Source organism: Flavobacterium sp. Sd200 (genome assembly GCF_009826935.1).
Classification (GTDB): domain Bacteria; phylum Bacteroidota; class Bacteroidia; order Flavobacteriales; family Flavobacteriaceae; genus Flavobacterium.
The window spans coordinates 622,476-645,959 of the sequence record NZ_WUMN01000001.1; the positions used below are offsets into that span (position 1 = coordinate 622,476).

Here is a 23,484-nt window from a genome sequence, read left to right on the forward strand (position 1 = left end):
CCGTTTTTTTATGCCCCCAAATTTACGGCTTTTGTTGCTTGAACATGATTTTGAACATGATTTGAAAAAACAAAAGCAATATGGAAAGATAAGCACCTACGATGCCGGGGGAAATCTCGAGGCACGTTGGTATATTTATTTTTCTTTCCGTAACCCTGAAACGGGTAAATTAGAGCGGCAACCCAATATCTATTTGAACTTTGCTGACTTCGATAGTTTACGTGCCAGGCGCAAAGCGGTAAGGATTGCTGTAGAGAACTTGGAGCGGATTCTTGAAAGCGGTTATAATCCTTATGATGAAAAATCGGCTGAGAAAGCCAGGATTAAAAACTCCAAAGTTATAGCCCTTAACAAAACAGTAGAAGAAGCCATTACTATAGGACTTAATATTGCGGAGAAAACACTTTCTACTACCAGTTACCCTGATCATAAGAGCCGGGTACTGCAATTCAAAAAGTATCTTATTGAAGAGGGGTTTGAAAATGCACCAATGTCTACTATTGATGTTGTTACAATTGTTGACTTTTTAAACCAGGTATTGGAGCGTTCAAGTGCAAGGAACCGGAACAATACCCGTACAGGGCTTTCGTCTTTATATGCAACACTTAAGGCTAATTTTATCGTACAAGAAAATATTGTTGAAGAGATCAACATATTAAAAGCAACACCAACAAAAAATAAGACGTTTACCACCGACCAGGAAGAAAAGGTACTGGATCTGCTGCGTAAAAAAGACCCTCAGCTGCATTTGTTTGTAAAATTTATTTCCTTAAACTTTTTAAGGCCAATAGAAGTAGTACGCTTAACAGTGCGTGATATTTCTGTAACGGACAAAACACTTAGGGTTAAGGCTAAAAACCAGCCGGTAAAGGTTAAGATCATTCCAAAGATACTTTTGGATGACCTACCGGATTTTGAAAATCATAAATTGGATGATTTTATATTTAAAAATATGTCAGGTATTGCAGATGGCACCGATATAAACAGACGTAATTATTTTTCCGAAAGGTTTAAAAAAATAAAAGATGAACTGGATCTTGGTAAAGATTATGGACTGTATAGTTTCAGGCACACCTATATAACTAAGCTATACCGCGAGATAAGAAAAACTTACTCGCCATTTGAGGCCAAAAGCCGGCTTATGCTCATTACTGGACACACGAGTATGAAAGCCCTGGATAGTTACCTGCGAGATATAGATGCAGAGCTGCCGGAAGATTATTCAGCTTTGCTAAAGAAGAAAAAGCAATAGCATTTCTTAATTATAAGCCAATTCATTTGTAAACAACTATTTTATGGCTACATTTGAGTCCATCATTGGTTATTTACATCCGTTTGCAGGACGGATAAAAACAAAAAACCGCTCAAACGAGCGGTTTTTTTATTTCTTGGCTTTTGCCTTTACTACGGCACCTCCTTTTTTGTATTTGTATCCTGGCTTTAATTGCCCGGTGCGTTGGTTGATGCCTTCAGTTTTTACAACTTTCCTGCACATCTTTTTTGCAGATGGGCTTTTCTTTCTCTTTGTGCCTGTCTTTTTTGTGGCCATTGCGTTTTATATATTAAAGTTAATACCTGATTATTATCTTAAAGAAAAGGTGTTACCATAGTGGTCTTTGATTACGGCAACACCGGTAGCATTAAGGTCAATGCCTTTTTCGGATGCCTTTGGTATCTTAGCAAACTCTGCTGCTGAAATTACCGTTGGCAATATTCCTCCAGTATCTGCCTGCCAGGCGGTATCAGTCCAATAGGGTATATACTCCCCGTTAAATACCTTGCCCCAACCCTGTGAGCCTTCTTCCTGTATTATCATTCCCTCATAAGGGCTGTTTGAGCCTCCTGATTTACCTGCTGTCGTAGACGAAGACGGGAATAGCTTGTCCTTAAAGATAAAAGCCGCAGCACCTAACACTGCAACACCTAAAATAATTTTCTTTTTTTTGTCCATGTTGTTTTAAAATTATAATGTTCTGTAACCTCCTATTTCAAAAATTTTAGCCGTGGTTAGCGTGCTAATTGCGCTTAGTTCTTCGGGTAAAAGCGATAGTAGTTCGGGTTCACCGTCGTTAATCCATGCATCCCAATTTTCATACTGTACTTTATACCCATACTCATTTATTTTGTAGACCGATACAGTTGCCGGGCTTGTTACCGCGTATCCGATATAGGGGCTTGTATTAGGCCAGCAACGGCATACTTCACACTGTGTATTTGTGAAAAAGTTACTCCTATATATATATACGAGTATTCCGGCACCTATTAATATCTTTGTTCCTAAGCCCATACTAAACTGCTTTAAATAATAATTTTGGTTTTGCTGCCGACTCTGCAACTGGCTCTGCCTGCGGTTCCGGCTCTGCCGGTGCCTCCGGGTTGTAGCACGTTCCACTTGCTATATTGTAGCGTATCGTTTCGAGTGGTACCTGGGTGTAACGGTTTTTATCGAAATAAGCATAGTTGTCAGAGAACCTTGCTTCTTTAACCATCTTAATAATTATGTCCCCATCAAATACAACCTCTGCGCCTCCTTTTGTACGGCCGTCTGTTGTTTGCTGAAAAATGATAACGAACACTTTACCGTTAAACCTTTTGCGCAAATCTTCGTCAAGCCTTAACCCCTTGCAGTTCATGCGCACCAGTTTCTGCCAACTGTCAATAAAAACTACATCATAGTCCTTAACCAGGTTATATAAATCTTCAGGACCGGTAACTTCAGGAATTGTATCTAAGTTATCGTTACCCGCTTCCGAAAGGTATTTTTCCTTTTTATCGGTAGCCAGTGTACTATCCGGATGTTCTTCACCTGAGATATACAAACACTTGTTGCCGGGTGCGGCAAAAGCCTCTATAAAATGGTACAGTGTAGTTGTCTTACCTGCGCCTTGCTCGCCATCCATTGTTATAACGACACTCTGTACCGGCTTGCGCTCCACGCGCTGTAAAAATTTGCCAACCTCGCCCTGAACGGTATAGAACTCTGACGGTTTATTATTTCCACCACCTATTTTTTGAATGCGTGGGTCTTTACTTACTGTAGCCGCTGGCTTTGGTTCTGTAACCGGAGCCTGTGGCGCAGCTTCCGGAACTAACGGCCTTTTAAGACCATCAAAGAGCGCGTAATTAGTCTTTTGGTTTTTCTTGCTGTCTATGCGGTTCTTTATAGCCGTAATAAGCTTAACTCCATCAGCGTTTACAGACATTGAAACTGAATCGTACTTATATATGTACCTATTGCTAATCCCATTCAAAATTGCATCCTGAAATTCAGAGGTACGCATTAAATCAATTTCTTCTTCAAAATCTTCAATATCTTTAGTCAAGGTATAAAGAACGTTAGCTTGCATCGGCTTTATGCCAGGATAATTGCCTGTCGCCAAAATATCATCAATAGCACTGGCCACACTAACACTTTTAGGTTTGTTGGCAAAAGGTTTTGGGTTGGCTTGCTCCAGTTTTTCTTTAGTAAGCTTCTTAAACGGTTGTTTTTCGCTATCCCAATTTACTTCCACTAAGGCTCCAAGCTTATTTTTGCCTTTTACCTTTATAACTTCATATACCAATGCCGAAAGTGTTGTAAATGCTTTTTTGCGTTCCAAAGCTTTATACACTGCTTTTAACTCAGGTAAAGTTTCTTTAGAAGCAATTATTTGACCGCTAACATTGTCAACAATCGCATAGCCTTTAATTTCCTTAGCCTGTTGTTTCGGTTTGGTTTTCTTTACCGGTTTTGCTTTTTCGACCTCATTGGCTACAAGCTGCAAGTATTTTGGAACGCCATCGGCGTCAGCATCAAGAATATGATCGGCAGCCTTTTGGCTTTGTGCCGCAGCTTTCAGGAAAAAACGATTGTCTTCTTTCAGTTCTTTCGTCAGTCGGCTATTCCAACCACTCAGATATTTTGCTGAATTCTCACGCGTTTGGAACAATATACCTGCCTCAGAACAAAGGAAGACCGCGCCCAGCTCTGCTACCAATTCTTCAAAGGCATAATCCTTTTTACTGGTTTTATTTTCAAAATCACGATCAAGCCTTTTTTTATGCCCGGTGCTGTGTACCATTTCATGGAAAAAAGTACTGTAATAAGCGGCCTCAAAATTAAACGCCTCTATCTTAGGCATGTTAAGCACATCTTTAGTCGGGGCGTAACTAGCTTTATCGCCTATAAATGTATATCTTGGCGGCTTCGGGTAATTGTCTATAATAGCCTGGCATGCAGCAATAGGCTCAACCTTTTTAGTTGGCTGAAGCTTAGGGAACTTTAACCCCGTGCAATCATCGGCCCTGAATACATTGTAATATTTCAGCATAGGGATGCGCGTAAGGTTATCCTGCATATCCTTTTTAGTGATGCCGTTTTCTTTTACAAAGGTTTCAAAAGCTTTGCGGTCGCTGCCTTTAAATTCTGCAGAATCACTTTTGTAATTGTACAGCATGCTGTAATACACCACACGGTGCGCCTTTGCACCCTTTTTAAGTGTCGCCTTAGCCTCGTTTATTTGATTAAAAGTCAGGTAATACGGTTGTTCAAATTCAATTGGTACAAGGTATGGCTTGCCTTTTTCGTCCATTGCAATATCAAAATTTAAAAGAACGAAGTTTATACCGCTGTATGGCCTTTTGCTCACATAGTTGCGCGCCTGGCCATCGTTGCCGCTGCCTTGCCATTCCTTTTGCCATGGCAGGTGCCCAACCTCCTGAATGGTATTCAAAATAAGGTCGGTCACGTAGCTGTAAATCTCATTGGGTGTAACCGGCTTTCCGAGGCCATAAACCTGCTCGTGGTTCTCGCTTTCCTGATCCAGTGTAAAAAGGATGCTATCCGGCACCACCTCTATAGCGGGATCATGAATTGAAAACTTGAAGCTTGTTGCCTCAGGATAATTGGCTAACACCTTTTCGAGCCTTGCAGCAACGGCAAATTGTTCCTGGTCTTTAGCCTCGGCAATCATTTTTACAATTTGTGCGCGGCTAATTTTAGAACCATTGAGGCCGTTGAATTTCTTAACTACACTCATAATTACCCCTCTATTTCGTATTGCTGCCCAAAAACTTCTACCACTGCCGATAATGTCAGATCGTTCACAGTGAGGCTTTCAGCGTTAATTAGATTATCAAGTACGTTAACCAGTTCAAACCTAAAAGGCAGGTCGCGCACTACGGTGGTACCAAAGGCAGGTATCTCTAACCCGGCAAGATTTACCTCTGCCTGCCCTAAGAACTTACCATTGCGATACACTACAACGCGCCTCAGTGTTACAAGTGATGCGCCTGTAATAGAAAAAGGCACGTCCGTAGGGTTTTGCAGCGTAATATCAAGGTTGAAAAGGAGGTAAGGCAATTGTACCCTAATGTTCCTTATCCCTGAAGGCCATACGCGCATGTTGTCGAATACCTTTTTGAATTGCCTTGCTTTGTTATACAGGTAAATTCCTAAAGCTACTAAGCCTACAGTGCCGATTGCAACTACATATTTTGTTTTCATACGCTTTAAATTTTTGCCACATCAGCGGCGTTAACCCAATATTTGGTAGGTATCCATGCAGTAAACCAACCGCTATACTCAACAACATAGCTTGTTTTAGCGGGATTAGATACTGACACTATTGTTCCGATCTCACTACCATAGTTAAAGGTGGTAGCGTAGCTGCCAGGACTAAAAGTGTTATTTGCAAGGCTTATCACAGAATTTACAGCCACACCATTGGTACGGTTTGCCATTACTCGCGTGCCAACGGTCAAAGCACTGTTATTTATATCGGCTGTGGTTCGGTAAGCGGCCAGTGTTATTTGCGTTACACCTTTTTTAGCTTTCAATGCGGCTTCAGTCTGCGAACCAAAAATGCCATCAGCCGTAACACCTAACAGGGTTTGAAGCTGCTTAACCTCATTGCCGGTACTGCCTTTTTTAAGCAACAGGCTGTTGTTTAGCGTTGGCGTTGTTGCAACAGGTGTTGTTGGTTGTGTTGTAATGGGTTCTATGTTTTCAACCGGCACACTCTTTTTTTTAAGCAGGCCATAGGCAATGGCAGTTAAACCCAAACCGCCAATAACGAGGTATTGAGTTTTTACGCCTTTCATACATTGAACATGTTAGTTGGATCTATTAATACACCGGCACTATTGCGAACCTCAAAATGAACGTGGTTCTGCATTGCTGCACCATGTTTTGCAGTGATGTTTTGCGCAACGCCTATTTTTTGTCCGGCTGTTACCTGCTTACCCATTACCACAGTAGGGCTTAGGTAAAACATTTTTACCTCATACTCTGCATTTTTGATAAGGATGCCCGTGTAGCTAAGATCATCTTTATAAGGATAAGCAACACGTACAGCAGTACCGGATATAGGAGCAAATATATCCTGACCAGGAGTTGCCAAGACATCTACACCACTGTGCTTCCTTGTGTTCCCTGATCGATGCGCGCCAAATGCACCACTACCTAACGGATCATATCCGCGGAACTTCATATTTTTTGTTACTGGAGTAAAAACCTTTTTATTTTTCATAAGTAGTATTATAATTATCAGTGCTGCTGTGCCACCTGCTATTAGGTAAATATTTTTGGTAGCCATGTTGTTCGTTTTAAATAGGCTCTTACTATAAAAAATGCTGCCGCAGCCCAACCAAACCACGCGCTATATTTCATATACGTTGGGGTATATGGCACAGGGTTGTTCCTGGTAATGGTTACAGTAACCGTGCGTGTGCTGGCCTTGGCAACATTTGTTTTTTCGTTTTTAGTTTCGGCAAGCCTTGTGTACATTACAAGTAGCTTGTTGTATTTATCGTAATAAATGCCATAGCCATTATTGCCGGAAGTTTTTTGCGTGTTTAGCCCTGCTAATGCACGGTCTACAGCCTCTTGGCACACACTATCACATTCAGGCTTTGTTGTTCTTATGCCGCCTATGTAGGCTTTGAGGCTGTCTATAATAGCGAGGTTACGATCTGTTACAGCACTGGAGTCACGGCTTGTAGTGCTTACATCGCTTGTGGCTTTGTCTATGCCGGGCATAGGCTTACGGCCGCAGCTTACCATGAATGCCAGTAAAAGCAGAAAAAGAAACCAACAAACCACAGATCGGTTAAAATATTTTTCCATTATTCTATCTTATTTTTAGCGGCATTAAATGCCACGTCGATTAATGCTTCTATTTTTGAATGTATCAGAGTGTCCATGCTCCCTGCAAGGCTACACATCATGTATGTAAAAAAGGTATTGAAGTGTAGAAACTGATTGAGTACCGCATAAACAACAAAGGCTATAAAGAATGATGAAAACGCCTCTACAAGCATTGTTTTAAGGGTTATCTTGATACCCTTTTTGTTTTGGTTTATCATCTTGTAGACAGATCCAGCCATTACAGCCGATAAGAATGAAGCTGCCTCAATCCATTCTTTTGGCACCGGGCGTATATAATCAAGTGGGTTCTTCATTCTGTACATGGTCTAATTTTCCTATGCGCTTTAACCGTTGTTTCTCTACTTTTCTGTAGCTTGGAGGCTCTTTTTTTATCAGTACTACTGTCATGAAAAGTGCCACCATCCTGAACACATGAACATAGTAGGAGGGAAGCCCGGCATCTTTTACGATCTCACTAAACAAACCAATAAACATTTCCGCACTGCCTGCCAAGGCCAGTAACACTGGCAATAGCCAGTTTCTAAATTTTGCTAACAACATATCTAATTGCTTATTGGTTGTAATTGGGTTACTTTCCACTCCGTTTCAGAAGTTTTTGTGTAGATCAACGTGAAATTTACCGGGGCGGTAGGGTACTCTTCATTCAGATGTTCAACATCCACATTTTGTGTTGGTGGTATGCTCGCTGCAATTTCTTCCGGCGTGGCACTTTCGTACCAGGTATTGCTTGTTGTGTTAAACTTGGGCTTAACCATCGTTACCGTTCTTTTTACAGTAGTATAACATCCGCTAAAGGGTTCAACAATGCTGCCGGTTACTTCGTCGAATGTTGTGCAATCATAAGTAGTGTATATGGCCTGAGCATTGCAGCACATACCTGCCAAAAGGACTAAAAAAATGAGTAGTTTTTTCATAACTATTTAGTTTACAGTTTCTTTATCGTACGTTATCTTAAAGTATTTTTGTGCCATGACATCGGCAGATACAGTAAGCTGATAGGCAACAACTATGTACATGCCTGTATTGAGCGGCCAGTTCTCACTTTGATAATTACCCAGTGGCGCGAAGCTTTCTCGGCTTCCCTGAAAGTTCAGGGAGTACACCCGGCCTCCAGTAAGGTAAAATGCCCTGTCCAACCCAATCATTCCCTCTCCGTTCGCGCTTGCCTGTATGGTACACAATGAACTGCCCGAAATAGCAGCGGTAGGGCTTGCATATATCCGTACGGTGCGGTTTCCGGTTCCTGATACTTTGAATTGTCCATCAATCTTTAGAACTCCATTAGAAAGGCTATTTGCCGGAAAAAAGTAAGTCCTGATTAGCGTATTGGTGGTAGTTCCGGTAAAGTCAGTGTATTGGGTAACGTCGCATACTTTTACACCGGATACCGAAGTCAAAGCCGCATTTACCTGTTGATTTACATATATCTCGTTGGTAACTGCTGTGGTATTACTTGTAGTGATCGCTGTAGCTACGTTTAGACCTGTTTGAGTTCCAGTCCAGGTATTGCCGCCAGTTTTTAAAGCTGCGTTCTGTATATTTAGCGTTGCATTTCCTGTGGCAGTGGCGTTTGTAACGGTAGTGGTAAAACCGCTGCTGTTCGTAAGCTTTATGCCTTCAGCATTTAATTCTGTCTTACGGGCTGTGATACTCGCATCCTGAATGGTTATTGGCTTAGTAGTCGTAGAACCTGCCTCTGTAACACTTTGCAGCGTGCTTACCGGCTGAACTGTGCTATTTGTAGCCGGTACAAGATTAGAGCCTACTAATTGCGTTCCACCACCGCCATACGTGCCTGGTGTACCCACGAACTGAACCATGTATAGGTTTCCTGACTGTGTATAGGAAAAATAGTAAACAGATGTTGAGCTGCTTAAATTTCTAACGGCACTATTGGCGGCTACTAAGTAATTGCCATCGGACAGCGTGCCCAGTGGTATTGTTACCGTGTTAGGATCATTGGTAATATCTTCAACCGTTGTTTGCTGTATTGACAGTAGTTTTAAATTGGCAGCTGTAACTGCTGTACCACCCTGACCCCATGAACCTGCACCGCCTAAAAATGCAAAAATGTATGTTTTTCTAAGCGTAGTATCTCCAAAAACATTGCTGCTAACAGTAAATTGAAGTAAAAGAGGGCTTTCATCGGCAGCGACAACAAAAGGCGTTGTGCCTGCACGCAAATTGGTTCGGCTGTTTAGGGCTGTCAAAGCAAGGGTTGCGCTAAAATCTGCACCCGGTGTCATTGCATAATTGCGATAACTGCCTTTAACTCCAGTTATACAGTTTATCCAACCTGTAGACGTTTTGATATATAATTTTGGATTTTCAGGATCACTTATATCTGTACTGAATACCCCTGTAAAAGCATTATGAAGCGCGGCACGGCCTGCTGAACCATTATGCCTGAATCTATCATCAAGCGGCTGATCATCCTGCAAATTAAAGCCTGTCGGCAGCGTAACACCGCCTTGCGCAAATGCAGTAAGGGTAAAAAGGCCAATGAGTATGTATATAAACTTTTTCATTAGTTTGTCCTGTAGTTTTGATTGGTTAAAGTTTTAGGTAACCTTGTGCGCTTCGCATATACAGTGGCTGTAGTGCCGTCCTGTAGCGTTATAGTAATAGACTTTGTGTAGAACTCTGTCGTTCCGTTATTCCAGGCACCTTCAGTTTGCTCAAAATTGTTTTGGTCATACACTTTGCCTGTAGAATTGGTGGTGAACACCCACACATATTGCGCTGATGGGCTTAGAGGCCGTGTCATGGCTCCGGAAGCCTGTATAAACTTTTGTAGTCCTGCATCGGCACTAATCGCAGCATAGGTGGTAAAATCATCCGTAGCACTAATACCCATCCACTGTGGTACATGCCCGGTATATGTTGCACTTTTACTTTCATTGGTAACAACGCTCAGGCGGTTGTAGGTCATTGACAGAGTAAATGTCGTGGTAGCTGTCCTGCTGCCTCCGGCTGCGGTTCTGTTGCCGGTATTAATGTTTGCAAGCACAGAGCCAATGCCCTGATTAATACTCGCTGCTGTAAACTGATCGCTATTGCTCGCAATGTTGTAGGTTACCGTAACGGGTACAGATACACCTTTTTCGCCAAAGGTTGGGCTAACACTAATTGTAGAAACATTGTTAGTGTAGTCCAAGGCCAGTGTAAACCAGGTGTTGCCATCGTTATACTCAAGCCTGCCCGTTGTAGCGTTTATCTGTGTGCGGCCTTTTAACGGTAGGTTAGGGTAGAGGGCATCATGGTTGCCGGTGGGCAAAACGGTAGCGGTAGTAAACCACATACCGCCCATATACTTGTTTGCCCTGTTTACGTTACCCTGGCTGTCGATCGTTTGCCCTATGGCAAAAAAGCTAACGATAAACAGGCACAGGGTTAATATTTTTGTTTTCATGGGGTTAAGGTTTTTTGAAAAAGATTGTGTGTACTTCGCCTGCATAAACATCATAGGCGTTGAGCCTGCCTGCTGCTGAAGTAAAATCGAAATCAGTATTTTTTGTGTTGCCGTTGCAGGTTGCCGTAACAATTTCGGTAGCACCTACAAGGGCGGCATGTTGCAAGTTGTTAGCATCGGCCAGTATGGTAACTTTTATGCTGTTAAGCCCGGAACCGGCACCGCCACCGCCACCCAACATTATAAATCCGTCAATGCTTGTTCCTATTGTCATGGTGTTTGTAGATCATGTAACCTGCATAAAGGGCGGCTACCACCCCGCCCAATATGAGGTATGTTGTTATGGGATTTGCTTTTTTTTTAAAGGCTTTCCAAGTATCTCTAATGCATCCTGATAATCATCATCCGTAATATATGTGGTAACGTCTGCATTGTTTTCCATCCTGATAATAACCTTACATATAGCTACAAGGCTTTCTTCAGTAAGTTCAAATACTGCTGTTGGCAATACGCCCAAAGAATTTGAAACAAACCTTATATAGTTAGCGGTGTTGTTCTCTATGGCCGGAGAAAATTCTTCAATAAGCCCGGCAATGGTGTTGTTGCCTTTGGTTATGTCGGTAATTATATCACGCATTAGCGCGCGAATGCCGTATCTGAGTTCATAGAATTGCTCAAACCGTTTATCTTTGCTTAGGGAATGCGGTATTTTACCCTCCCAATCAATAGAGGTTCTAACAAGGTTACCAGGATTATTATTCCTTAAACCAAGTGTCAGTTTCTCCCTGTTTAAATAACTCTTATATGCCATTATACTACTACCATTACGGCGGATTTTCCTAACCCTGTTTTTGCTTTTGCTTTTGTTGCGCCTGTGCGCGTTGGTTTAGGCTTACTTTTGTCTGCCATTGCTACACCTGCAAGCAGCGCAATTGCTGCCGCAGCCCAAACCCAATTGTAGTTTTTTTTTACAGGCGGTTTTGTTGTGCCGCTTATTACCAGTGCCGGGTCTACCTGCAATTGCACTATAGATGGTACTGCTGTAGCCGCAAAGCTTTGTGTGCTGTAGCCATAAGCAGAAATCTCAATACGTGACGTACTGGAGAGTGCTGAAATGGTATAAGAACCGTCCGGCTCTGCCCAAACATCTGCAATAGTAAGCCCACCTGGGACCGATGGTTTTTCGGTAATAACTACCGGATGCCCCATAGGGTCACCCAAACCGATTGGCTCGCCAAATTCGTCTAATACTTTACCTCTTATTGTATATGGCATGATTACAGGTAGTTTAGTGATTGATATTTAAGCCTTAGTGTGTTGTATTTGCTGTCGCTTAGCTCAGTTCTAAGCCAAACTTTTAAAGGCTCCAGTGGTAAGGGTGTCAACGGCCAAAAGTTATACTGGTTGCCTGTAGTCGTGTTGTAACTTTGTTTGGCAAACTTGATTATTACCTGCTGAAATTGATAGGCATTTACATTTTTAAGGGCATCCATAATGTCCTGTTCATCGGTAAAGCTGCCTTTCATTATGTCATACAGGTTGGTAGCAACATAATCCGCATTGAACGGTGCATTGGCAGATGAATTACCTCCGTTTCCGGTTGGGTCTTCTAAAGAGCCGGAAGTATCAGTTTTAGACCTGGTAAGGTTAATAATTACAATGACTGCAACTACACCGCTGCCAATCATTAACCACTTTTTATCTTTGTCTGTCATTTTCATGCTTTTTAAAATACTCCGTTAACAAGGAATCTTAGTTCCTGTAAATCTTCTTCATTAAACTGATCCTGTAACCATTCAACAAGGTTCATTTCATCGCCCAGGATATTGATACCTTTTCTATTTCCAAAGGAATTGTAGACCTTTACCCATCCGTTATAGTTTAGCCCCGAAATAGCGTTCTTTACAGCTTCAAAATCGGCACCTAAGCCATACATAGCTTCATATAGTGCTGATGCCCTTGCTGCTGCCTGCCCGTCAGAAACATTGGCAGCCGGGTAGTTAGGATTAATCCCTAACTTGATAAACCTGTTTTTGAATAACCCAAAGGCGTACCACCCAATGCCTAAAACCAAGGCTGTTTTTATCATAAAAGGAATAACATCCGTTGCAATGCCGGCAGCAGCTTTTACGGCAACACTGGCATTCTCTGTAGTGCTGCCAATGGCTTTTTTGCCCTCTTCGCTGTTTAGTGCTGCAGCAACAGCCGGGTTATTTAATCCTTTTTTCTTGGTGGTACTTATCATGGTTTTATCCAAACATTGCGGTTAACATTTTCCAGTGCTTTTTAAGGCCGGCAAGTGCCTTTTTGCTTTCAGCCAGTTTGCAAATGCGTTCGCTGTCTTCGAGCGGCAGGGCTGCAACGGCCTTGAGTGTTTTTTCTCTTTGTGCCAGTTCCATAGCGTTAGCCGCAGGAACTTCTATAGTAATTTGTGCCATAGTGTTAAGCTGTTGTTGTTAGGTTGTACTTTTTTAATAGTTCCATTAGTTCCTGTCCAAACTCTTGGTTTGTGTTCATGCCGTTATAAATGGCAAATAGGTAATCAGAAACGAAATCCTGATTTTCACGTATAACCTGGATCAGATTGTACTTACTGTCTGAAAGATTATCATCCTGATGGGTAGGTTGGCCTAAGCCCGGTGCGGCTGCTACTGGGGCAGCTCCACGGCCAAGCATTGCGAATATCTCCGGTGCCATAGCAAGGAAGCCTGAAAGCATTTCTTTATTGCCATTTGCCTTGTTTTCGCTAAAGCGGTTTTCCAAAGCCTCATACTTTAGCTTATCAACTTCAGTCTTAAGTATTTTGTTTTCAGCCTTCAGTTCGGTATTTTCGGCTATAACTTTGGGGTAATCCTGGTGTCTATACACCATGTCTAACTGGTTAAGTCCGGCCATTAATCCTGGAAACATTTGAACAGGTTGTTGAAAATCTTGGTGGGTAGGTGCGTAGACTGGAGCATTTAAGCCCTGGTCGACAGGTGCAGCATTCAGCTTTATAGATTCGCCAAGGTTGATATGCGAACTGCCATTTTTGCGTTTAAGCTGCACGATAATATTGGGTGTGGTAGATAGTAACTTATTGAACCAATCTACAACACTACCGGCTTCGGCCTGCATTTGTGCACCTGTCTTGTTGCGACACAACACAGCGTAGTTTGCAGCACTATTAATGCTTACTGCTATGGTAGGCTCATTTTCAAGGCGTTCGGTAATTGCTGTTAGTTGATCCATTAGTTTAACAGGTTTGTGGTATTAATTTTCGGTAGTCGATGATTACTTCACCGGCTCCTTTAATTTCTATGCGAATGTTTACATCGCAGTAAGTTCCGTCTCCGGGCAGGTTATAAGAGCCATAAGGCACACCTATTGCCGGATTAAACCCAGGTATCTTTCGCGCTACATCATTAACAAAAGCCGTTACTTCAAATTCCCCATAATTAGCTATGGTTAGGCTGGTAATATCATTCAGTTTAATGAGGCTTGAAGACCGGGTGTACTTTATGGTGGTAAGACCTGACCTTTGCATTAGCAGTCGCCTTCAGGTTTAAAAACAAAAACAAGGTTGCCAACAAAATCGCCTGTAAAGGCTTCCTGTGCTATGATCTCTAACCTGTAGGTTTTGTTATTAGTCTCAAAGTTTAGCGGTTTTAGCCCCTCATAATAACCGGATTCTCGGTTGCGGTAATGCCTTATATCTGACAATGGAGATATTTCTTCGCCTGAGTCAGTTACGATCTTTGCGCTTACCAGGTTAGGGTTAATAGAACCGTCGGTATTATTGTGGTATATGCTGCAACCTACTACAAAGCCTGCCCGAGGCTGAAAGCTTTTAGAAAGGTAGCTTTGACCGGTTTCTATAGTAAAAGGCTCTGAATGCTCTAAATTTTTCATGTGATTTTAAATTTTTAAGAAAAAAGGCAAAAGCAAAACGCTTTTGCCCTTTTCAAACACTAACTAACCAAACTCAACTATTAAGAAGCACTATTATGATACTGATGCATCTGTAATTTCAAGACAATCTAACTCAACCCTAAAGGCTTGGTCGGCTGCACCTGCGCCTGCAAGTAAGAATTGAATGCTAAATTCTGATAGTTGACGTATCCAAAAAGGAGATACAGCCCTGAACTGGTCTTCTACTGCAATAGCAGCGTTATACTGAGCAAAAGGTCCGATAGGGTTGTTAAACAAATCACCCGACCCCTGTTGGTTAATTACTAACTGACCGTTTTTAAAGTTTGCAGGGGCTTCACTTTTCCAAGATGCTGTTTTTACTGTTACGGCTGCTGTAGTATCAAACAGTATGCGGACTCCTAAAACAAGGAGGTCGCGGCCTGCATTAAGTTTGTTCCCGGCATCAAAGTTGGTTACGCCCACCTCTTTTTTGGTGCTTTGTTCAATGATCTGTCCGTCGGGAGACATTGTAGCAGCCAAACCTGCTATATACAATACTTTTGTTCTTACTTTTCTGCCAGCAATTACCGCTACATCTTTTACCGGCAGGGTTTCCATGATTTCCTGAATCGAATACTTTTTCATGTTTGTCTTATTTAATTTTTATATTTTTTTAAAGGTTTATTAGGCTGCTAATAGTTGTTTAGCAGCCCATTTATCTAATCCGCCGCCTGATCCCAAGCTTTCCAAAGATTTAGCAGCCGGTGCAAACTTGTCCATGTTAGAGAAAGCATACACAGGTGCGTTTAGCCTGCCTGTTTGCCTACGCCTGCGGCGTGATGCGTTTAAACCACCGTTGCACGGACAACCAAGTCCAACAGCGTTAGCGAGGGCTTTTTTAGCTTTAGAAGCTGCGGGATCGGCAGTAACACCGCCACGGCTTGCCAACACTTTTATAATTTCAAGGCTTTGTACAACGGCTATGCCTATTCCTGCACCTTTGGCAGCGGTAGTAAGACCGTCTTTACCTGTAATAAACATGGCAGCGGCAAGACCTACAGCTGTTAATCCGGCACGTTTAAACAAAAGGGCATTTTCGTCTTTTTTAATGGTCTCTGCATCTTCTGATGCTACCGGGTTATGGATTAGCCCTACAGTAGCTTTAGACAGCATTGCACCAGCGACTGCACCACCGGCTGTGGCAAGTGGATCAGTAATCGCGGAACCTGATGGTGTTTTGAATTCCATTTGATATATAATTAATTGTTACTTACTTTTTTGAGGTTTTTCGGCCTGTGGCCTTTTTGCGTACTGGTTTAGAGGGGGTAGCTAAAGCATAGTATGCTACACCTGCAAGCCCCAACAAGGCTATTATTTTACCTACTGATGATTTGTTTTCGGGTTCGGCCTCTGTAGACGTTTTTGCAGGTGTTGTTGGCACAGTAACAACAGGTGTTGTTGGCTTTGTTGTTGTGGTTACAACAGGGGTTGTTGAACCTCCTACCACTGTACCACCAACTACGGTGCCGCCTGTTGCAGGCTTCGTTCCGCCTGCGGTTGTTCCGCTTCCGGTAGAAGTACTGCCTCCTGCGGTTGTGCCACTACCAGTTGATGTAGAACCGCCCGGATTAGAACCGTTAGACGTGCTTGCAATAACATAGTTATCTCCCTGTACAGAAGTTAAAGGAGTGGTTGTAATTAGTGGTACGAATGGCAAGTATATCTGAGGGTTAAACGTCACAACAATTGTTGTTGCGCCTATGGCGGTAACCAGTTCTTTAATGGTTTCCCTCATTGGTTGCATGGTCTCATAAATGATGTTGTCACGCTGAATAATACCATTTTCTGTAAATCCGTCCGTCTCGTAATTTGCGAAATGGTCGGCAACGGTGTTTAGCTTGTTTACAACAACGTTTATTGCATTTAACCTATCAACCGGAGTCGATAACGCTGCGGCAGCTTCTAACTCGTGTGCTAAGCGGCTAAGCCAAAGCTTATATTTATTTTTCCATGCACTAATTTTGATCTCTTCTTCAGGTGTAGCTTCAATAGGAACTTCTCTGTAACCTATTTCTTGTTGAGCATACCTGGTAAGGCGATTAATCCAATCACCTAAAGTGCCACCAACTATAGGCAGTGACCTTGATGTATTTTCCAATAAACCACCAACTTCACCAACTATTGCATTAAAAAGGCTACGCCAAAAACCATTTAATCCCTGCGGTTGGTTATATACTGTTACCCCTTTTGGCTGTGGCCTATATACTACTCCATTGTTCATGTTATACTTTAGTTTTGGTTGATGATTTTTTTGATTTTGAAGCATTTAAGCCTTTTTTAGGTGTATCAGGCATCAGCAGGAAGTAAGCCAAACCACCTATCAATATTGCACCTCCTACCATTTGGGCTGTAGAAGTTGTACCGCCACTATTGTCGCCTTTGGCATAGTTGCCATTGTTTACATAAGGATCAGTAACTACACTGCCGCTGCCGCCACTGTTATTGTTGCTGCCGCCTATTACAGCCGCGCCAATGGTTACAAGGGGCTTAGCCATTTCGGCAAGTGCTTTTATAGCATCAAAACTGTTGTTGGCATAACTTGCCGTGTTGGTGTTGTAGGCCGTAAGTTCAAATTCAACAATGTTTTGCTGCCCTGGTTTTAAAACCATAGAAGCAATTTTTTTTGCATCTATAAAGCGTTCAAACTCTTCTTTTTTGAAGCCTTTGCCCGTACGGATAATAGCATCAAAAGTGTTGTTCATTATCCTTTCGGTGGTGTAGGTTACCGTAAAGTATTTTTCGAGCCACGCAAGGAAAGCCTGCGTTACAATGTTGTTGTAGTATTCGCCTAAAGCCCTGTATGCGTTGGTTGCCTGCTTAGAACAGTTAGAGCTCCAGTCTTTAGAGGCTGTATTTGCAGCATGGTCTTTAATTTGTTGGGTTTGCACAAGCAGCTTGTTGCAAACACTCATTGCGCCTGAACTGTTAGCTCTCATGGCTGCGTTAACCTCTGCCATAGTATCTGCCATCCATTTTACAATAGCTGGTCCCGATGCGTTGTTGAAGTCGTTAGCATCATAAGTGCCGCCAATGCAGTTGAATGACCAACCTCCGGCAAAGAGGCCTTTAATAGAATTCCAGTCAAAGGAGTTCAAACCTTGTGGCCTTGCGCCTGCTAAACCAGTATGCTGCATCATATAATCGTCTTTTTCTAAAAATTCGGGTTCTGTATCAAAAGGCACTGTACCATCTACAAAATAGTAGCCCTTGTTTAGGCTGCCTGTTTGTTGATCTACAGGCACGATTACATACACGTGTGTCCATAAGTCCGGCTCGTAGCTATCCTGCCTTATACGCCTTATGTAGTGCGTTATGCCGAGGTTTAGCAATAAGGCACTGCATATAATGCTGTAGCTTTTGCAATCAAGCCCCTCATGACGGCTATGCCAGGCACAAGCAGGGGAGCGCAAGAATTGTTCGGCTAAATCTGCACGGTATGTAAAATGATGGTAGGCAAACATGTGTATCTCTTCGCACGTGTCTTCCAACAACTGTTGTTGCATGAGCGGCGCAACCTTTGCCATGTGCCAGGCATACTGGTAAATCCATTCTGCCATTTTTTTGACGGTATAATCTGTCATGCCTGTACCAAGGTCTACGCGCTCACATGCGCTTTCCGGGATAAGGCGGTTGTATTTTTTACCGTCTTTTAGTGGGCGGTATAGCAATTGGTTGATGTCGCTCATTCACTGTCCATTGATAACGATGCAAATAAAGCGAGGGGATTTTTAGAGTTGTCCGGTTAGGAAAGGTTAGGGCAGGATAGGAAAGGTTAGGGAAACTTCGGAAAGGTTAGGGCAGGTTAGGGGAACTTTGGGAAGGTTAGGAAAGGTTGCGCACACAATATCGTGTATTTGTAGTCACTGGTATGCTTCGACTTCGCGTAAGTGAGTGCGAAAAGCCCTGGATAGTTCCGGGGCTTTTTTTATTTGCTGTCAATTAGCATTATAATAATCAAGTACTAGATATTTATAATGCTAATTGACCCATAGTCTTTATTTTTGTGTAAATACTATAACTATGTTTCATGTAGGAGATATTGTGACTTTAGAGGGTGAAGAAACGCTGTATATAATCATTGCCAGGCGCGAAAACTATACAGGGCAATTTGTGTATGACTTGGGAACGCTATACCATCCTAAAAATTACCCGTTGTATAATCAACTTGAAAGGGATTTACGTCCATATCCCAACGTATAGACAACATAGAGAAAAAACAATAGACGATATATAGACAGGATTGGCGAAATTTCGTGTTGCAACGATTGTTGCGCGCGTTGCGGAATTTTGCGCGCTTGTGTTTTTCCGCCGCAAAATTTCTTGCGCGTTTGTTTTTTTCGCCGCAGAATTTCTCGCGCGCTTGTGTTTTTACGTCGCGAAATTGCGCGCGCACTTGTGTCTTTTTGTTGCTAATTTTCTCGCGCGCTCGCGTTTTTGAGGGAAAACACTAAGCGTTTTTATGTTTTTTACAAGCATTTTGGTAGCCAAAACACGCTCTGAGGCCGCTCCCGACAATTTTTTTTTTGCTTTTTTTTATTTTTTTTATTTTTTTAAAAAATGTAGACACCGCGCGAATACTGGTATTTTAAGATGTATTTAACATTAAAAGTATTTTTTTAGGGTAGTTCATGTCTTAAAAATTATATAAGCACGTGTTGTAATTCCAAACTTTTACTTAATTTTCCGTCAAGAAATATGTCAATTGTACATGTCCTATAGTTAAAAAGCTAAGAGAGATAGTATGGCATGATATTCGTAATTAATAGATTAAGAAGTATTTCCAAATAGGTAATATTTTTTTTTCTAATATTTAAAAAAATATTACTTTTGCAGCCGTTTTTATAACACGGGTGTAGAAGTTGGAAAGTATTGAATGTCAATGTGACAAGATATTTGTTTAACTTAATTTACTATGATTTAAAATAACGACAACCACACCGCTTAATAACAAAGAGTATTGTTCCCTGATATTTGCGTTATTAAAGAATACCTTAAAACATTATGAATAACGAAGCAACAATTGAAATTCGCAGAGATAGAACAAATAACAATTTGGAATCTGTGTCTGTAGTTATGCCCGTATGGGACAAAGAAAATTCTGACGGCTCTATTAGCATTACAATGCCATTTTTTGGAATTAAATTTCATGCTTTCAATAACATGGACATTGACAAATTAGCCAAAGATGCAATTAAAGGTTTTTGTATTAATTGTGAAAGATTTGGTCTAAAATTGGAAACTGAGCTTTTAGCCTTGGGATGGCAGGAGCTGACGAAGAGTACTATGGTATATAAAGTGGATAATTTTGTATTTGAACAAATGGTTCATACCGGAGAAAAGCATCCACAAATTATAGATTTTGAAAGTTCATCTATAAACGAAAATCAACTAGAGTTGTCCCATTAAGATATGTTAGATACTTATCTCCCTACAGTAGATTTGAATTTTATTACAGAGAATTTAACAAAATGTAATAAAATCATAGAAGATTCCAGATTTGATGTTGGTCCAAATATGACAACTTTTGTGCTTAAAGGAACAAAGCCGATGCATAAAAGACATGTAATTATAACCCATGAAGATGGAGTTGTAAATTATAACCAAGCATCTGCCCATGCAATTAATTATCAATTTATGGGAGCTTTATTGGATTGGCTATTGGTCAATAAAGGATGGAAAGAAGGTGCTTATGTAGAAACAGATGCGCTTGAAGTTAATAATAACGATATGGAATAATCCAAATATCTAAAAACCACCTATTAAGGTGGTTTTTTTATTTATATTTGTTTATAATAAACAAATTCGGCATTGTTTTGCTCCCAGACATGATGCCCAATTGTACTAACACCGCGTTTATTGCTATACATGCAGTAAGCAGTACCTAAAAATCCCGATTGGTCTTCGTTTTCCGGTTCGGCAGGCTTCCATAAACAAACCTCGTTATGCTCTCCGGTGCTGTCATTTATAACGATTATCATGTAATATTCTTCTGTGGGCAGCGGCTCCGTGTGCCGGTTTTTATAGCCCTCTTTTAGTGTTAGGTTTTTCATAATTGAGATTTACAAAAGGAATAGCCTAGGTTAAAATCATTTGTTTGAATTACAAACTCCCATCGTTTCTTACCAAGCAGGCCAAAAAAGTAGGGGCGTTGGTATATTTCAAAACGGTATTCTTCTACCCAACCAATTTCAGGATCATTAATTTGCACAATACTGTACATAATGCTGTCTTCAAATAATTTAGATGATTGTTTTCTCATGACTACTCTACAACTTTAGTTATCCAATCATATCCAGTAAAAAGGCCATATTTAGTACTCATAGGTACATGTTGCCCAATAGTGGCACTGTTATAAGTGCCTGCGGTAACCTTGAAAGACTTGATATTACCGTTAGGCAACCTTAAAGAAAGGCTATAACTTCCCGGAACCGGCTCGAATGTTGTTGCGGTAGTCATACGCTCGTTGTTTGGGCTTTGCGTTGGCGTGGTGGTAGCGTTGTTGGCTCCCATATCAACAACTGTTGCATAATAGCCAACATTTGTTGCTGCAAGGGCATCAATAAAGATTAGCACGATAATAAAGGCGATAATTTTTGGTAGTTTTTTCATGTGATTTAATATTAATTGATTTTAGCCCCATTGCTCAGCCATTGCATTGGCGATGCCGGGGAATGTTTTACTTCTTGTTTTACCGTGGCCTTTACCCTGTTTCCCAAAAACAGAATATTTTGATTTTCCTGATTTATTCGATTTTGAATTATAAACTAAGTACTCAGGTTCAACGTGTGTTTTTACATCAAACAGTGTGTTATTAGCTGAATGAATTAGGGGGGACAGGTTCTTAAGCCACAGGCACGTTTTTTTGGGCACGTTGTCGCCAAAATAAAACGGGTTTACGATTTGCTCCGGAGGCCTTATGTAGGTAGATATTGCATCAATAGGATTTTCCAATGCAATTTTATCTATAGGAGCATTCAGAAGATCATACACAAACAACATTGCCTCATACCTTGCCTTCCAACGTTCAGGATTGTTTACAAAGTGCCTGTTAGCAGCAACAGTCAGATAGGTACATGGAGGGAAAGCAATCATCATATCATAATTTCCGCTGTAGGCTTCTTTCAGGGCATCGCCTTGTATATGCCATTCAGGATACCCGCCTGAGCACTCCTGTACATCGCAGCTAAATGCTTCATGACCTTTTGATCTAAAAGCTATTGTTACTGCCTGGCTCTCTTCGCAGGCCACTAATATCTTCATAACAAAACCGTTTAGTTATTTTGAGTAAATTTCGATTTTAAGGCGGTTTCGTATTAGAAAGGTGTATCTGTCTAACCCACCGTCCAAAGCCTTGTTAAAAAGCTTTATTTTAAGTTTTTCATCTGCAATGTAAACTGCAACCTCGTTTGCACTGCATATACCGGCATGGGCGTATTTAGGCTGTTTTATCTCGCCAACAGTTGTTGTAACTGTTTCAATACCTACCCATTCATACACATGCATGTTGAAATATCGATTCATTTCGGCATGCAAAGGGTTGTTGCTTTTAACCGCTGGCATGGCCTACAGCATTAAAGATTTTCATAGCCTTTTTAAAAAACTTATCAAAAGTGTTCTTAGATAGATTTTAGCATGCCCATTGGGTGCTATAGGGCTGGTTCGTGTATCGGCATAGCTAATGCTCATAATACCATGTTCAGCATTGGAATAGTCAATCTCTAACATATCAAAGCCAACAATTTTGTAAAACCGGTTGCCTTGCTGTTTGTAAATGGGTTCTGTTTTCGGCATAATGTGGTAGTTTTAAAAGGCCAGTAAAGGGCCAGGAATTGTATTATATGGTTATCGTTTTTTACTGAGTTGCTTTATTTTCCTGCAAGCCAAACGGCCAACAACAAGGCCAAGCATTACAGCCATGGCCAGTGCTTCTAAAAAGTGTGTCATATTTTATCTATGGGTTTAAGTTTCCCCAAAATGTGCAGGAAAAAGCCAACAACGGCACATAGCAGGCTCCAAATGGCTAAAGGTGTTGCGGCAATAAAATAGCCTCCACCGCCAATAATAAGGGCGGCAACAATGGTTAGAATGATCTTTATGCGTTTCATATCGCTTCTTTTTTAGAATAGGGGTTATAATAATCTTTAGGCAGGCCAAACTGTTCTACAAATTCCTGTAGTTCGTCGTGGCGCACGTTTTTATCATAGATGGTTTTACCCGGTGGTAGTTTGCGGTTATCAGATATTATGGCATTAATGGCGTGGCGTATGTTCTTTTCAGACACACCACAGGATATATACCATTTGGTAAGTTGATTTTTGCTCGTGCTGTATGGTAGTGGCTTAAGTTTATCTGTACCTGTCATTGAACTAACCGCATTTTTTAATTACTGTCCTGGTGTTAGGTTTTTAAATTCGTTATCAATACCGTTCTTGTATTTTTCAGCAACAAATGTTTGATAGGGCGTGCGGCCATCGCGTTTCCAAAGGCAGCATTTAAATATTACAGCAGCTTCAGTGGCATTAAACTTCAGGTTATAGAATTTACTGTCACTTTCTACCTTTTTGCGCAATGCTACCCATAGGCGTTGGGCGGTGTCTACAGCAATAATGGCATTTATAAAATCATCAATACTTCTAAAATAAAGGCCATACACCTGTATGTTGCTGTAACATTCTAATTCGCGTTGCAGTACAATTACTTCGTCGCGGTCTACCTTTGTAAATTTTATGGCTTTCATATCATCTGTATTCTACTATTTTTGGCCGCTTTTTCTCCTGGTTGTCATAAAATTGTATTACCTGAGTAATATTGATGTCTTTAGTAGCCTGGAACCTCCGGAGCATGCCGGCAATGATCTTTTCTTCGGGCTTATGGTCATGGCTAAGGATGCTAAACCAAATAATATTTGGCAATCCCGGTTTTGTTAGCGCAATCATCTTTATGCGCGATTTTACACTGCAAAATACTGGCATGG

Annotated in this window: 40 protein-coding genes; 4 read left to right on the forward strand and 36 right to left on the reverse strand. The window is 41.4% G+C overall.

All coding sequences use genetic code 11. From position 1 onward, the window contains the following. Positions 1–10 precede the first annotated feature (10 nt). Positions 11–1,252, forward strand: a complete 1,242-nt coding sequence (locus tag GR160_RS02780; protein WP_237421159.1) for a site-specific integrase — start codon at positions 11–13, stop codon at positions 1,250–1,252. A 129-nt stretch (positions 1,253–1,381) separates the two neighbouring features. Here the strand turns inward: GR160_RS02780 and GR160_RS19255 are convergent, their stop codons facing one another. The 26 genes from GR160_RS19255 to GR160_RS02905 form a co-directional block, all read right to left on the reverse strand. Then, entirely contained in the window at positions 1,382–1,549 is a 168-nt protein-coding gene (locus GR160_RS19255) for a hypothetical protein (RefSeq protein ID WP_202390693.1), read from the reverse strand. 33 nt (positions 1,550–1,582) lie between these two features. Beyond that, positions 1,583–1,951, reverse strand: a complete 369-nt coding sequence (locus tag GR160_RS02785; RefSeq protein WP_160748303.1) for a hypothetical protein — start codon at positions 1,949–1,951, stop codon at positions 1,583–1,585. Positions 1,952–1,963: 12 nt separating this feature from the next. Continuing rightward, entirely contained in the window at positions 1,964–2,287 is a 324-nt protein-coding gene (locus GR160_RS02790) for a hypothetical protein (protein ID WP_160748304.1), read from the reverse strand. 1 nt (position 2,288) lies between these two features. After that, on the reverse strand, positions 2,289–5,018 hold the full coding sequence (locus tag GR160_RS02795; RefSeq protein ID WP_160748305.1) for a zincin-like metallopeptidase domain-containing protein: 2,730 nt from the start codon (positions 5,016–5,018) through the stop codon (positions 2,289–2,291). Positions 5,019–5,020: 2 nt separating this feature from the next. Next, positions 5,021–5,485, reverse strand: a complete 465-nt coding sequence (locus tag GR160_RS02800) for a hypothetical protein (RefSeq protein ID WP_160748306.1) — start codon at positions 5,483–5,485, stop codon at positions 5,021–5,023. A 5-nt stretch (positions 5,486–5,490) separates the two neighbouring features. Beyond that, positions 5,491–6,081 carry a peptidoglycan-binding protein gene (locus GR160_RS02805; protein WP_160748307.1) on the reverse strand — a complete coding sequence of 197 codons (591 nt, stop codon included), beginning with the start codon at positions 6,079–6,081 and terminating at the stop codon, positions 5,491–5,493. Further along, complete coding sequence (locus GR160_RS02810) at positions 6,078–6,575, reverse strand: M23 family metallopeptidase (protein ID WP_160748308.1); 498 nt, start codon at positions 6,573–6,575, stop codon at positions 6,078–6,080. Before GR160_RS02810 ends, GR160_RS02805 begins: the two co-directional genes overlap by 4 nt. Next, complete coding sequence (locus GR160_RS02815; RefSeq protein WP_160748309.1) at positions 6,551–7,105, reverse strand: hypothetical protein; 555 nt, start codon at positions 7,103–7,105, stop codon at positions 6,551–6,553. The genes GR160_RS02810 and GR160_RS02815 overlap by 25 nt, the downstream gene beginning before the upstream one ends. After that, the gene (locus tag GR160_RS02820; protein ID WP_160748310.1) at positions 7,105–7,440 is read right to left on the reverse strand and encodes a hypothetical protein; all 336 of its coding nucleotides are present in this window, start codon (positions 7,438–7,440) and stop codon (positions 7,105–7,107) included. Before GR160_RS02820 ends, GR160_RS02815 begins: the two co-directional genes overlap by 1 nt. After that, positions 7,424–7,687, reverse strand: coding sequence for a hypothetical protein (locus GR160_RS02825; RefSeq protein WP_160748311.1), 264 nt, complete (start codon positions 7,685–7,687; stop codon positions 7,424–7,426). The genes GR160_RS02820 and GR160_RS02825 overlap by 17 nt, the downstream gene beginning before the upstream one ends. 2 nt (positions 7,688–7,689) lie before the next feature. Beyond that, positions 7,690–8,061 (reverse strand): hypothetical protein, encoded by a 372-nt coding sequence (locus GR160_RS02830; protein WP_160748312.1) that lies wholly within the window; start codon positions 8,059–8,061, stop codon positions 7,690–7,692. Positions 8,062–8,067: 6 nt separating this feature from the next. Next, positions 8,068–9,675: a hypothetical protein gene (locus GR160_RS02835; RefSeq protein WP_160748313.1), complete on the reverse strand. Its 1,608-nt coding sequence runs from the start codon at positions 9,673–9,675 to the stop codon at positions 8,068–8,070. Beyond that, positions 9,675–10,559, reverse strand: a complete 885-nt coding sequence (locus tag GR160_RS02840) for a hypothetical protein (RefSeq protein ID WP_160748314.1) — start codon at positions 10,557–10,559, stop codon at positions 9,675–9,677. Before GR160_RS02840 ends, GR160_RS02835 begins: the two co-directional genes overlap by 1 nt. A gap of 4 nt (positions 10,560–10,563) precedes the next feature. Then, positions 10,564–10,833 carry a hypothetical protein gene (locus GR160_RS02845; protein ID WP_160748315.1) on the reverse strand — a complete coding sequence of 90 codons (270 nt, stop codon included), beginning with the start codon at positions 10,831–10,833 and terminating at the stop codon, positions 10,564–10,566. A gap of 66 nt (positions 10,834–10,899) precedes the next feature. Further along, positions 10,900–11,370: a hypothetical protein gene (locus tag GR160_RS02850; RefSeq protein ID WP_160748316.1), complete on the reverse strand. Its 471-nt coding sequence runs from the start codon at positions 11,368–11,370 to the stop codon at positions 10,900–10,902. Next, positions 11,370–11,834 (reverse strand): hypothetical protein, encoded by a 465-nt coding sequence (locus GR160_RS02855; protein WP_160748317.1) that lies wholly within the window; start codon positions 11,832–11,834, stop codon positions 11,370–11,372. The genes GR160_RS02850 and GR160_RS02855 overlap by 1 nt, the downstream gene beginning before the upstream one ends. A gap of 2 nt (positions 11,835–11,836) precedes the next feature. After that, entirely contained in the window at positions 11,837–12,274 is a 438-nt protein-coding gene (locus GR160_RS02860; protein WP_160748318.1) for a hypothetical protein, read from the reverse strand. 11 nt (positions 12,275–12,285) lie between these two features. Further along, positions 12,286–12,804: a hypothetical protein gene (locus GR160_RS02865; protein WP_160748319.1), complete on the reverse strand. Its 519-nt coding sequence runs from the start codon at positions 12,802–12,804 to the stop codon at positions 12,286–12,288. 4 nt (positions 12,805–12,808) lie between these two features. Next, entirely contained in the window at positions 12,809–12,997 is a 189-nt protein-coding gene (locus GR160_RS02870) for a hypothetical protein (RefSeq protein ID WP_160748320.1), read from the reverse strand. 4 nt (positions 12,998–13,001) lie between these two features. Continuing rightward, positions 13,002–13,790: a hypothetical protein gene (locus GR160_RS02875; RefSeq protein ID WP_160748321.1), complete on the reverse strand. Its 789-nt coding sequence runs from the start codon at positions 13,788–13,790 to the stop codon at positions 13,002–13,004. Positions 13,791–13,794: 4 nt separating this feature from the next. Beyond that, positions 13,795–14,085, reverse strand: a complete 291-nt coding sequence (locus GR160_RS02880; protein ID WP_160748322.1) for a hypothetical protein — start codon at positions 14,083–14,085, stop codon at positions 13,795–13,797. Further along, the gene (locus GR160_RS02885) at positions 14,085–14,450 is read right to left on the reverse strand and encodes a hypothetical protein (protein WP_160748323.1); all 366 of its coding nucleotides are present in this window, start codon (positions 14,448–14,450) and stop codon (positions 14,085–14,087) included. Before GR160_RS02885 ends, GR160_RS02880 begins: the two co-directional genes overlap by 1 nt. A gap of 93 nt (positions 14,451–14,543) precedes the next feature. Further along, complete coding sequence (locus tag GR160_RS02890; RefSeq protein ID WP_160748324.1) at positions 14,544–15,095, reverse strand: hypothetical protein; 552 nt, start codon at positions 15,093–15,095, stop codon at positions 14,544–14,546. 39 nt (positions 15,096–15,134) lie between these two features. Further along, positions 15,135–15,698 (reverse strand): hypothetical protein, encoded by a 564-nt coding sequence (locus GR160_RS02895; RefSeq protein ID WP_160748325.1) that lies wholly within the window; start codon positions 15,696–15,698, stop codon positions 15,135–15,137. Positions 15,699–15,720: 22 nt separating this feature from the next. Next, positions 15,721–16,731, reverse strand: coding sequence for a hypothetical protein (locus tag GR160_RS02900; RefSeq protein ID WP_160748326.1), 1,011 nt, complete (start codon positions 16,729–16,731; stop codon positions 15,721–15,723). 1 nt (position 16,732) lies between these two features. Further along, positions 16,733–18,196 (reverse strand): hypothetical protein, encoded by a 1,464-nt coding sequence (locus GR160_RS02905; protein ID WP_160748327.1) that lies wholly within the window; start codon positions 18,194–18,196, stop codon positions 16,733–16,735. A 334-nt stretch (positions 18,197–18,530) separates the two neighbouring features. On the opposite strand from GR160_RS02905, the gene GR160_RS02910 reads away from it, so the two are divergent. The 3 genes from GR160_RS02910 to GR160_RS02920 all read left to right on the forward strand — a co-directional run bounded on the left by GR160_RS02910 (position 18,531) and on the right by GR160_RS02920 (position 20,246). Continuing rightward, positions 18,531–18,710: a hypothetical protein gene (locus GR160_RS02910; protein ID WP_160748328.1), complete on the forward strand. Its 180-nt coding sequence runs from the start codon at positions 18,531–18,533 to the stop codon at positions 18,708–18,710. 801 nt (positions 18,711–19,511) lie between these two features. Next, positions 19,512–19,916, forward strand: a complete 405-nt coding sequence (locus tag GR160_RS02915) for a hypothetical protein (RefSeq protein ID WP_160748329.1) — start codon at positions 19,512–19,514, stop codon at positions 19,914–19,916. Between the two features lie 3 nt (positions 19,917–19,919). Continuing rightward, on the forward strand, positions 19,920–20,246 hold the full coding sequence (locus tag GR160_RS02920) for a hypothetical protein (protein ID WP_160748330.1): 327 nt from the start codon (positions 19,920–19,922) through the stop codon (positions 20,244–20,246). Positions 20,247–20,287: 41 nt separating this feature from the next. Here GR160_RS02920 and GR160_RS02925 read toward each other — a convergent pair whose 3' ends face one another. The 10 genes from GR160_RS02925 to GR160_RS02970 all read right to left on the reverse strand — a co-directional run bounded on the left by GR160_RS02925 (position 20,288) and on the right by GR160_RS02970 (position 23,482). Next, positions 20,288–20,560, reverse strand: coding sequence for a hypothetical protein (locus GR160_RS02925; protein ID WP_160748331.1), 273 nt, complete (start codon positions 20,558–20,560; stop codon positions 20,288–20,290). Further along, on the reverse strand, positions 20,557–20,769 hold the full coding sequence (locus tag GR160_RS02930; protein ID WP_160748332.1) for a hypothetical protein: 213 nt from the start codon (positions 20,767–20,769) through the stop codon (positions 20,557–20,559). The genes GR160_RS02925 and GR160_RS02930 overlap by 4 nt, the downstream gene beginning before the upstream one ends. Positions 20,770–20,771: 2 nt before the next feature. After that, the gene (locus tag GR160_RS02935) at positions 20,772–21,119 is read right to left on the reverse strand and encodes a hypothetical protein (protein ID WP_160748333.1); all 348 of its coding nucleotides are present in this window, start codon (positions 21,117–21,119) and stop codon (positions 20,772–20,774) included. A 21-nt stretch (positions 21,120–21,140) separates the two neighbouring features. Then, positions 21,141–21,770, reverse strand: coding sequence for a hypothetical protein (locus tag GR160_RS02940; RefSeq protein WP_160748334.1), 630 nt, complete (start codon positions 21,768–21,770; stop codon positions 21,141–21,143). Positions 21,771–21,785: 15 nt separating this feature from the next. Further along, on the reverse strand, positions 21,786–22,070 hold the full coding sequence (locus GR160_RS02945; protein WP_160748335.1) for a hypothetical protein: 285 nt from the start codon (positions 22,068–22,070) through the stop codon (positions 21,786–21,788). Between the two features lie 21 nt (positions 22,071–22,091). Then, positions 22,092–22,301, reverse strand: coding sequence for a hypothetical protein (locus tag GR160_RS02950; RefSeq protein ID WP_160748336.1), 210 nt, complete (start codon positions 22,299–22,301; stop codon positions 22,092–22,094). A gap of 149 nt (positions 22,302–22,450) precedes the next feature. Continuing rightward, positions 22,451–22,615 (reverse strand): hypothetical protein, encoded by a 165-nt coding sequence (locus GR160_RS02955; RefSeq protein ID WP_160748337.1) that lies wholly within the window; start codon positions 22,613–22,615, stop codon positions 22,451–22,453. Next, positions 22,612–22,872, reverse strand: coding sequence for a hypothetical protein (locus GR160_RS02960; protein WP_160748338.1), 261 nt, complete (start codon positions 22,870–22,872; stop codon positions 22,612–22,614). The genes GR160_RS02955 and GR160_RS02960 overlap by 4 nt, the downstream gene beginning before the upstream one ends. Positions 22,873–22,893: 21 nt before the next feature. After that, the gene (locus tag GR160_RS02965) at positions 22,894–23,247 is read right to left on the reverse strand and encodes a hypothetical protein (RefSeq protein ID WP_160748339.1); all 354 of its coding nucleotides are present in this window, start codon (positions 23,245–23,247) and stop codon (positions 22,894–22,896) included. Position 23,248: 1 nt separating this feature from the next. Next, a complete protein-coding gene (locus GR160_RS02970; protein ID WP_160748340.1) occupies positions 23,249–23,482 on the reverse strand; it encodes a hypothetical protein in 234 nt (77 codons plus the stop codon). Between the last annotated feature and the right edge of the window lie 2 nt (positions 23,483–23,484).

What these genes read in the sequence shown, in the direction of transcription:
- GR160_RS02780 (WP_237421159.1), top strand. Translation starts at nt 11, where the DNA reads ATGCCCCCAAATTTACGGCTTTTGTTGCTTGAACATGATTTTGAACAT.
- GR160_RS19255 (WP_202390693.1), bottom strand. Translation starts at nt 1,549, where the DNA reads ATGGCCACAAAAAAGACAGGCACAAAGAGAAAGAAAAGCCCATCTGCA.
- GR160_RS02785 (WP_160748303.1), bottom strand. Translation starts at nt 1,951, where the DNA reads ATGGACAAAAAAAAGAAAATTATTTTAGGTGTTGCAGTGTTAGGTGCT.
- GR160_RS02790 (WP_160748304.1), bottom strand. Translation starts at nt 2,287, where the DNA reads ATGGGCTTAGGAACAAAGATATTAATAGGTGCCGGAATACTCGTATAT.
- GR160_RS02795 (WP_160748305.1), bottom strand. Translation starts at nt 5,018, where the DNA reads ATGAGTGTAGTTAAGAAATTCAACGGCCTCAATGGTTCTAAAATTAGC.
- GR160_RS02800 (WP_160748306.1), bottom strand. Translation starts at nt 5,485, where the DNA reads ATGAAAACAAAATATGTAGTTGCAATCGGCACTGTAGGCTTAGTAGCT.
- GR160_RS02805 (WP_160748307.1), bottom strand. Translation starts at nt 6,081, where the DNA reads ATGAAAGGCGTAAAAACTCAATACCTCGTTATTGGCGGTTTGGGTTTA.
- GR160_RS02810 (WP_160748308.1), bottom strand. Translation starts at nt 6,575, where the DNA reads ATGGCTACCAAAAATATTTACCTAATAGCAGGTGGCACAGCAGCACTG.
- GR160_RS02815 (WP_160748309.1), bottom strand. Translation starts at nt 7,105, where the DNA reads ATGGAAAAATATTTTAACCGATCTGTGGTTTGTTGGTTTCTTTTTCTG.
- GR160_RS02820 (WP_160748310.1), bottom strand. Translation starts at nt 7,440, where the DNA reads ATGAAGAACCCACTTGATTATATACGCCCGGTGCCAAAAGAATGGATT.
- GR160_RS02825 (WP_160748311.1), bottom strand. Translation starts at nt 7,687, where the DNA reads ATGTTGTTAGCAAAATTTAGAAACTGGCTATTGCCAGTGTTACTGGCC.
- GR160_RS02830 (WP_160748312.1), bottom strand. Translation starts at nt 8,061, where the DNA reads ATGAAAAAACTACTCATTTTTTTAGTCCTTTTGGCAGGTATGTGCTGC.
- GR160_RS02835 (WP_160748313.1), bottom strand. Translation starts at nt 9,675, where the DNA reads ATGAAAAAGTTTATATACATACTCATTGGCCTTTTTACCCTTACTGCA.
- GR160_RS02840 (WP_160748314.1), bottom strand. Translation starts at nt 10,559, where the DNA reads ATGAAAACAAAAATATTAACCCTGTGCCTGTTTATCGTTAGCTTTTTT.
- GR160_RS02845 (WP_160748315.1), bottom strand. Translation starts at nt 10,833, where the DNA reads ATGACAATAGGAACAAGCATTGACGGATTTATAATGTTGGGTGGCGGT.
- GR160_RS02850 (WP_160748316.1), bottom strand. Translation starts at nt 11,370, where the DNA reads ATGGCATATAAGAGTTATTTAAACAGGGAGAAACTGACACTTGGTTTA.
- GR160_RS02855 (WP_160748317.1), bottom strand. Translation starts at nt 11,834, where the DNA reads ATGCCATATACAATAAGAGGTAAAGTATTAGACGAATTTGGCGAGCCA.
- GR160_RS02860 (WP_160748318.1), bottom strand. Translation starts at nt 12,274, where the DNA reads ATGACAGACAAAGATAAAAAGTGGTTAATGATTGGCAGCGGTGTAGTT.
- GR160_RS02865 (WP_160748319.1), bottom strand. Translation starts at nt 12,804, where the DNA reads ATGATAAGTACCACCAAGAAAAAAGGATTAAATAACCCGGCTGTTGCT.
- GR160_RS02870 (WP_160748320.1), bottom strand. Translation starts at nt 12,997, where the DNA reads ATGGCACAAATTACTATAGAAGTTCCTGCGGCTAACGCTATGGAACTG.
- GR160_RS02875 (WP_160748321.1), bottom strand. Translation starts at nt 13,790, where the DNA reads ATGGATCAACTAACAGCAATTACCGAACGCCTTGAAAATGAGCCTACC.
- GR160_RS02880 (WP_160748322.1), bottom strand. Translation starts at nt 14,085, where the DNA reads ATGCAAAGGTCAGGTCTTACCACCATAAAGTACACCCGGTCTTCAAGC.
- GR160_RS02885 (WP_160748323.1), bottom strand. Translation starts at nt 14,450, where the DNA reads ATGAAAAATTTAGAGCATTCAGAGCCTTTTACTATAGAAACCGGTCAA.
- GR160_RS02890 (WP_160748324.1), bottom strand. Translation starts at nt 15,095, where the DNA reads ATGAAAAAGTATTCGATTCAGGAAATCATGGAAACCCTGCCGGTAAAA.
- GR160_RS02895 (WP_160748325.1), bottom strand. Translation starts at nt 15,698, where the DNA reads ATGGAATTCAAAACACCATCAGGTTCCGCGATTACTGATCCACTTGCC.
- GR160_RS02900 (WP_160748326.1), bottom strand. Translation starts at nt 16,731, where the DNA reads ATGAACAATGGAGTAGTATATAGGCCACAGCCAAAAGGGGTAACAGTA.
- GR160_RS02905 (WP_160748327.1), bottom strand. Translation starts at nt 18,196, where the DNA reads ATGAGCGACATCAACCAATTGCTATACCGCCCACTAAAAGACGGTAAA.
- GR160_RS02910 (WP_160748328.1), top strand. Translation starts at nt 18,531, where the DNA reads ATGTTTCATGTAGGAGATATTGTGACTTTAGAGGGTGAAGAAACGCTG.
- GR160_RS02915 (WP_160748329.1), top strand. Translation starts at nt 19,512, where the DNA reads ATGAATAACGAAGCAACAATTGAAATTCGCAGAGATAGAACAAATAAC.
- GR160_RS02920 (WP_160748330.1), top strand. Translation starts at nt 19,920, where the DNA reads ATGTTAGATACTTATCTCCCTACAGTAGATTTGAATTTTATTACAGAG.
- GR160_RS02925 (WP_160748331.1), bottom strand. Translation starts at nt 20,560, where the DNA reads ATGAAAAACCTAACACTAAAAGAGGGCTATAAAAACCGGCACACGGAG.
- GR160_RS02930 (WP_160748332.1), bottom strand. Translation starts at nt 20,769, where the DNA reads ATGAGAAAACAATCATCTAAATTATTTGAAGACAGCATTATGTACAGT.
- GR160_RS02935 (WP_160748333.1), bottom strand. Translation starts at nt 21,119, where the DNA reads ATGAAAAAACTACCAAAAATTATCGCCTTTATTATCGTGCTAATCTTT.
- GR160_RS02940 (WP_160748334.1), bottom strand. Translation starts at nt 21,770, where the DNA reads ATGAAGATATTAGTGGCCTGCGAAGAGAGCCAGGCAGTAACAATAGCT.
- GR160_RS02945 (WP_160748335.1), bottom strand. Translation starts at nt 22,070, where the DNA reads ATGCCAGCGGTTAAAAGCAACAACCCTTTGCATGCCGAAATGAATCGA.
- GR160_RS02950 (WP_160748336.1), bottom strand. Translation starts at nt 22,301, where the DNA reads ATGCCGAAAACAGAACCCATTTACAAACAGCAAGGCAACCGGTTTTAC.
- GR160_RS02955 (WP_160748337.1), bottom strand. Translation starts at nt 22,615, where the DNA reads ATGAAACGCATAAAGATCATTCTAACCATTGTTGCCGCCCTTATTATT.
- GR160_RS02960 (WP_160748338.1), bottom strand. Translation starts at nt 22,872, where the DNA reads ATGACAGGTACAGATAAACTTAAGCCACTACCATACAGCACGAGCAAA.
- GR160_RS02965 (WP_160748339.1), bottom strand. Translation starts at nt 23,247, where the DNA reads ATGAAAGCCATAAAATTTACAAAGGTAGACCGCGACGAAGTAATTGTA.
- GR160_RS02970 (WP_160748340.1), bottom strand. Translation starts at nt 23,482, where the DNA reads ATGCCAGTATTTTGCAGTGTAAAATCGCGCATAAAGATGATTGCGCTA.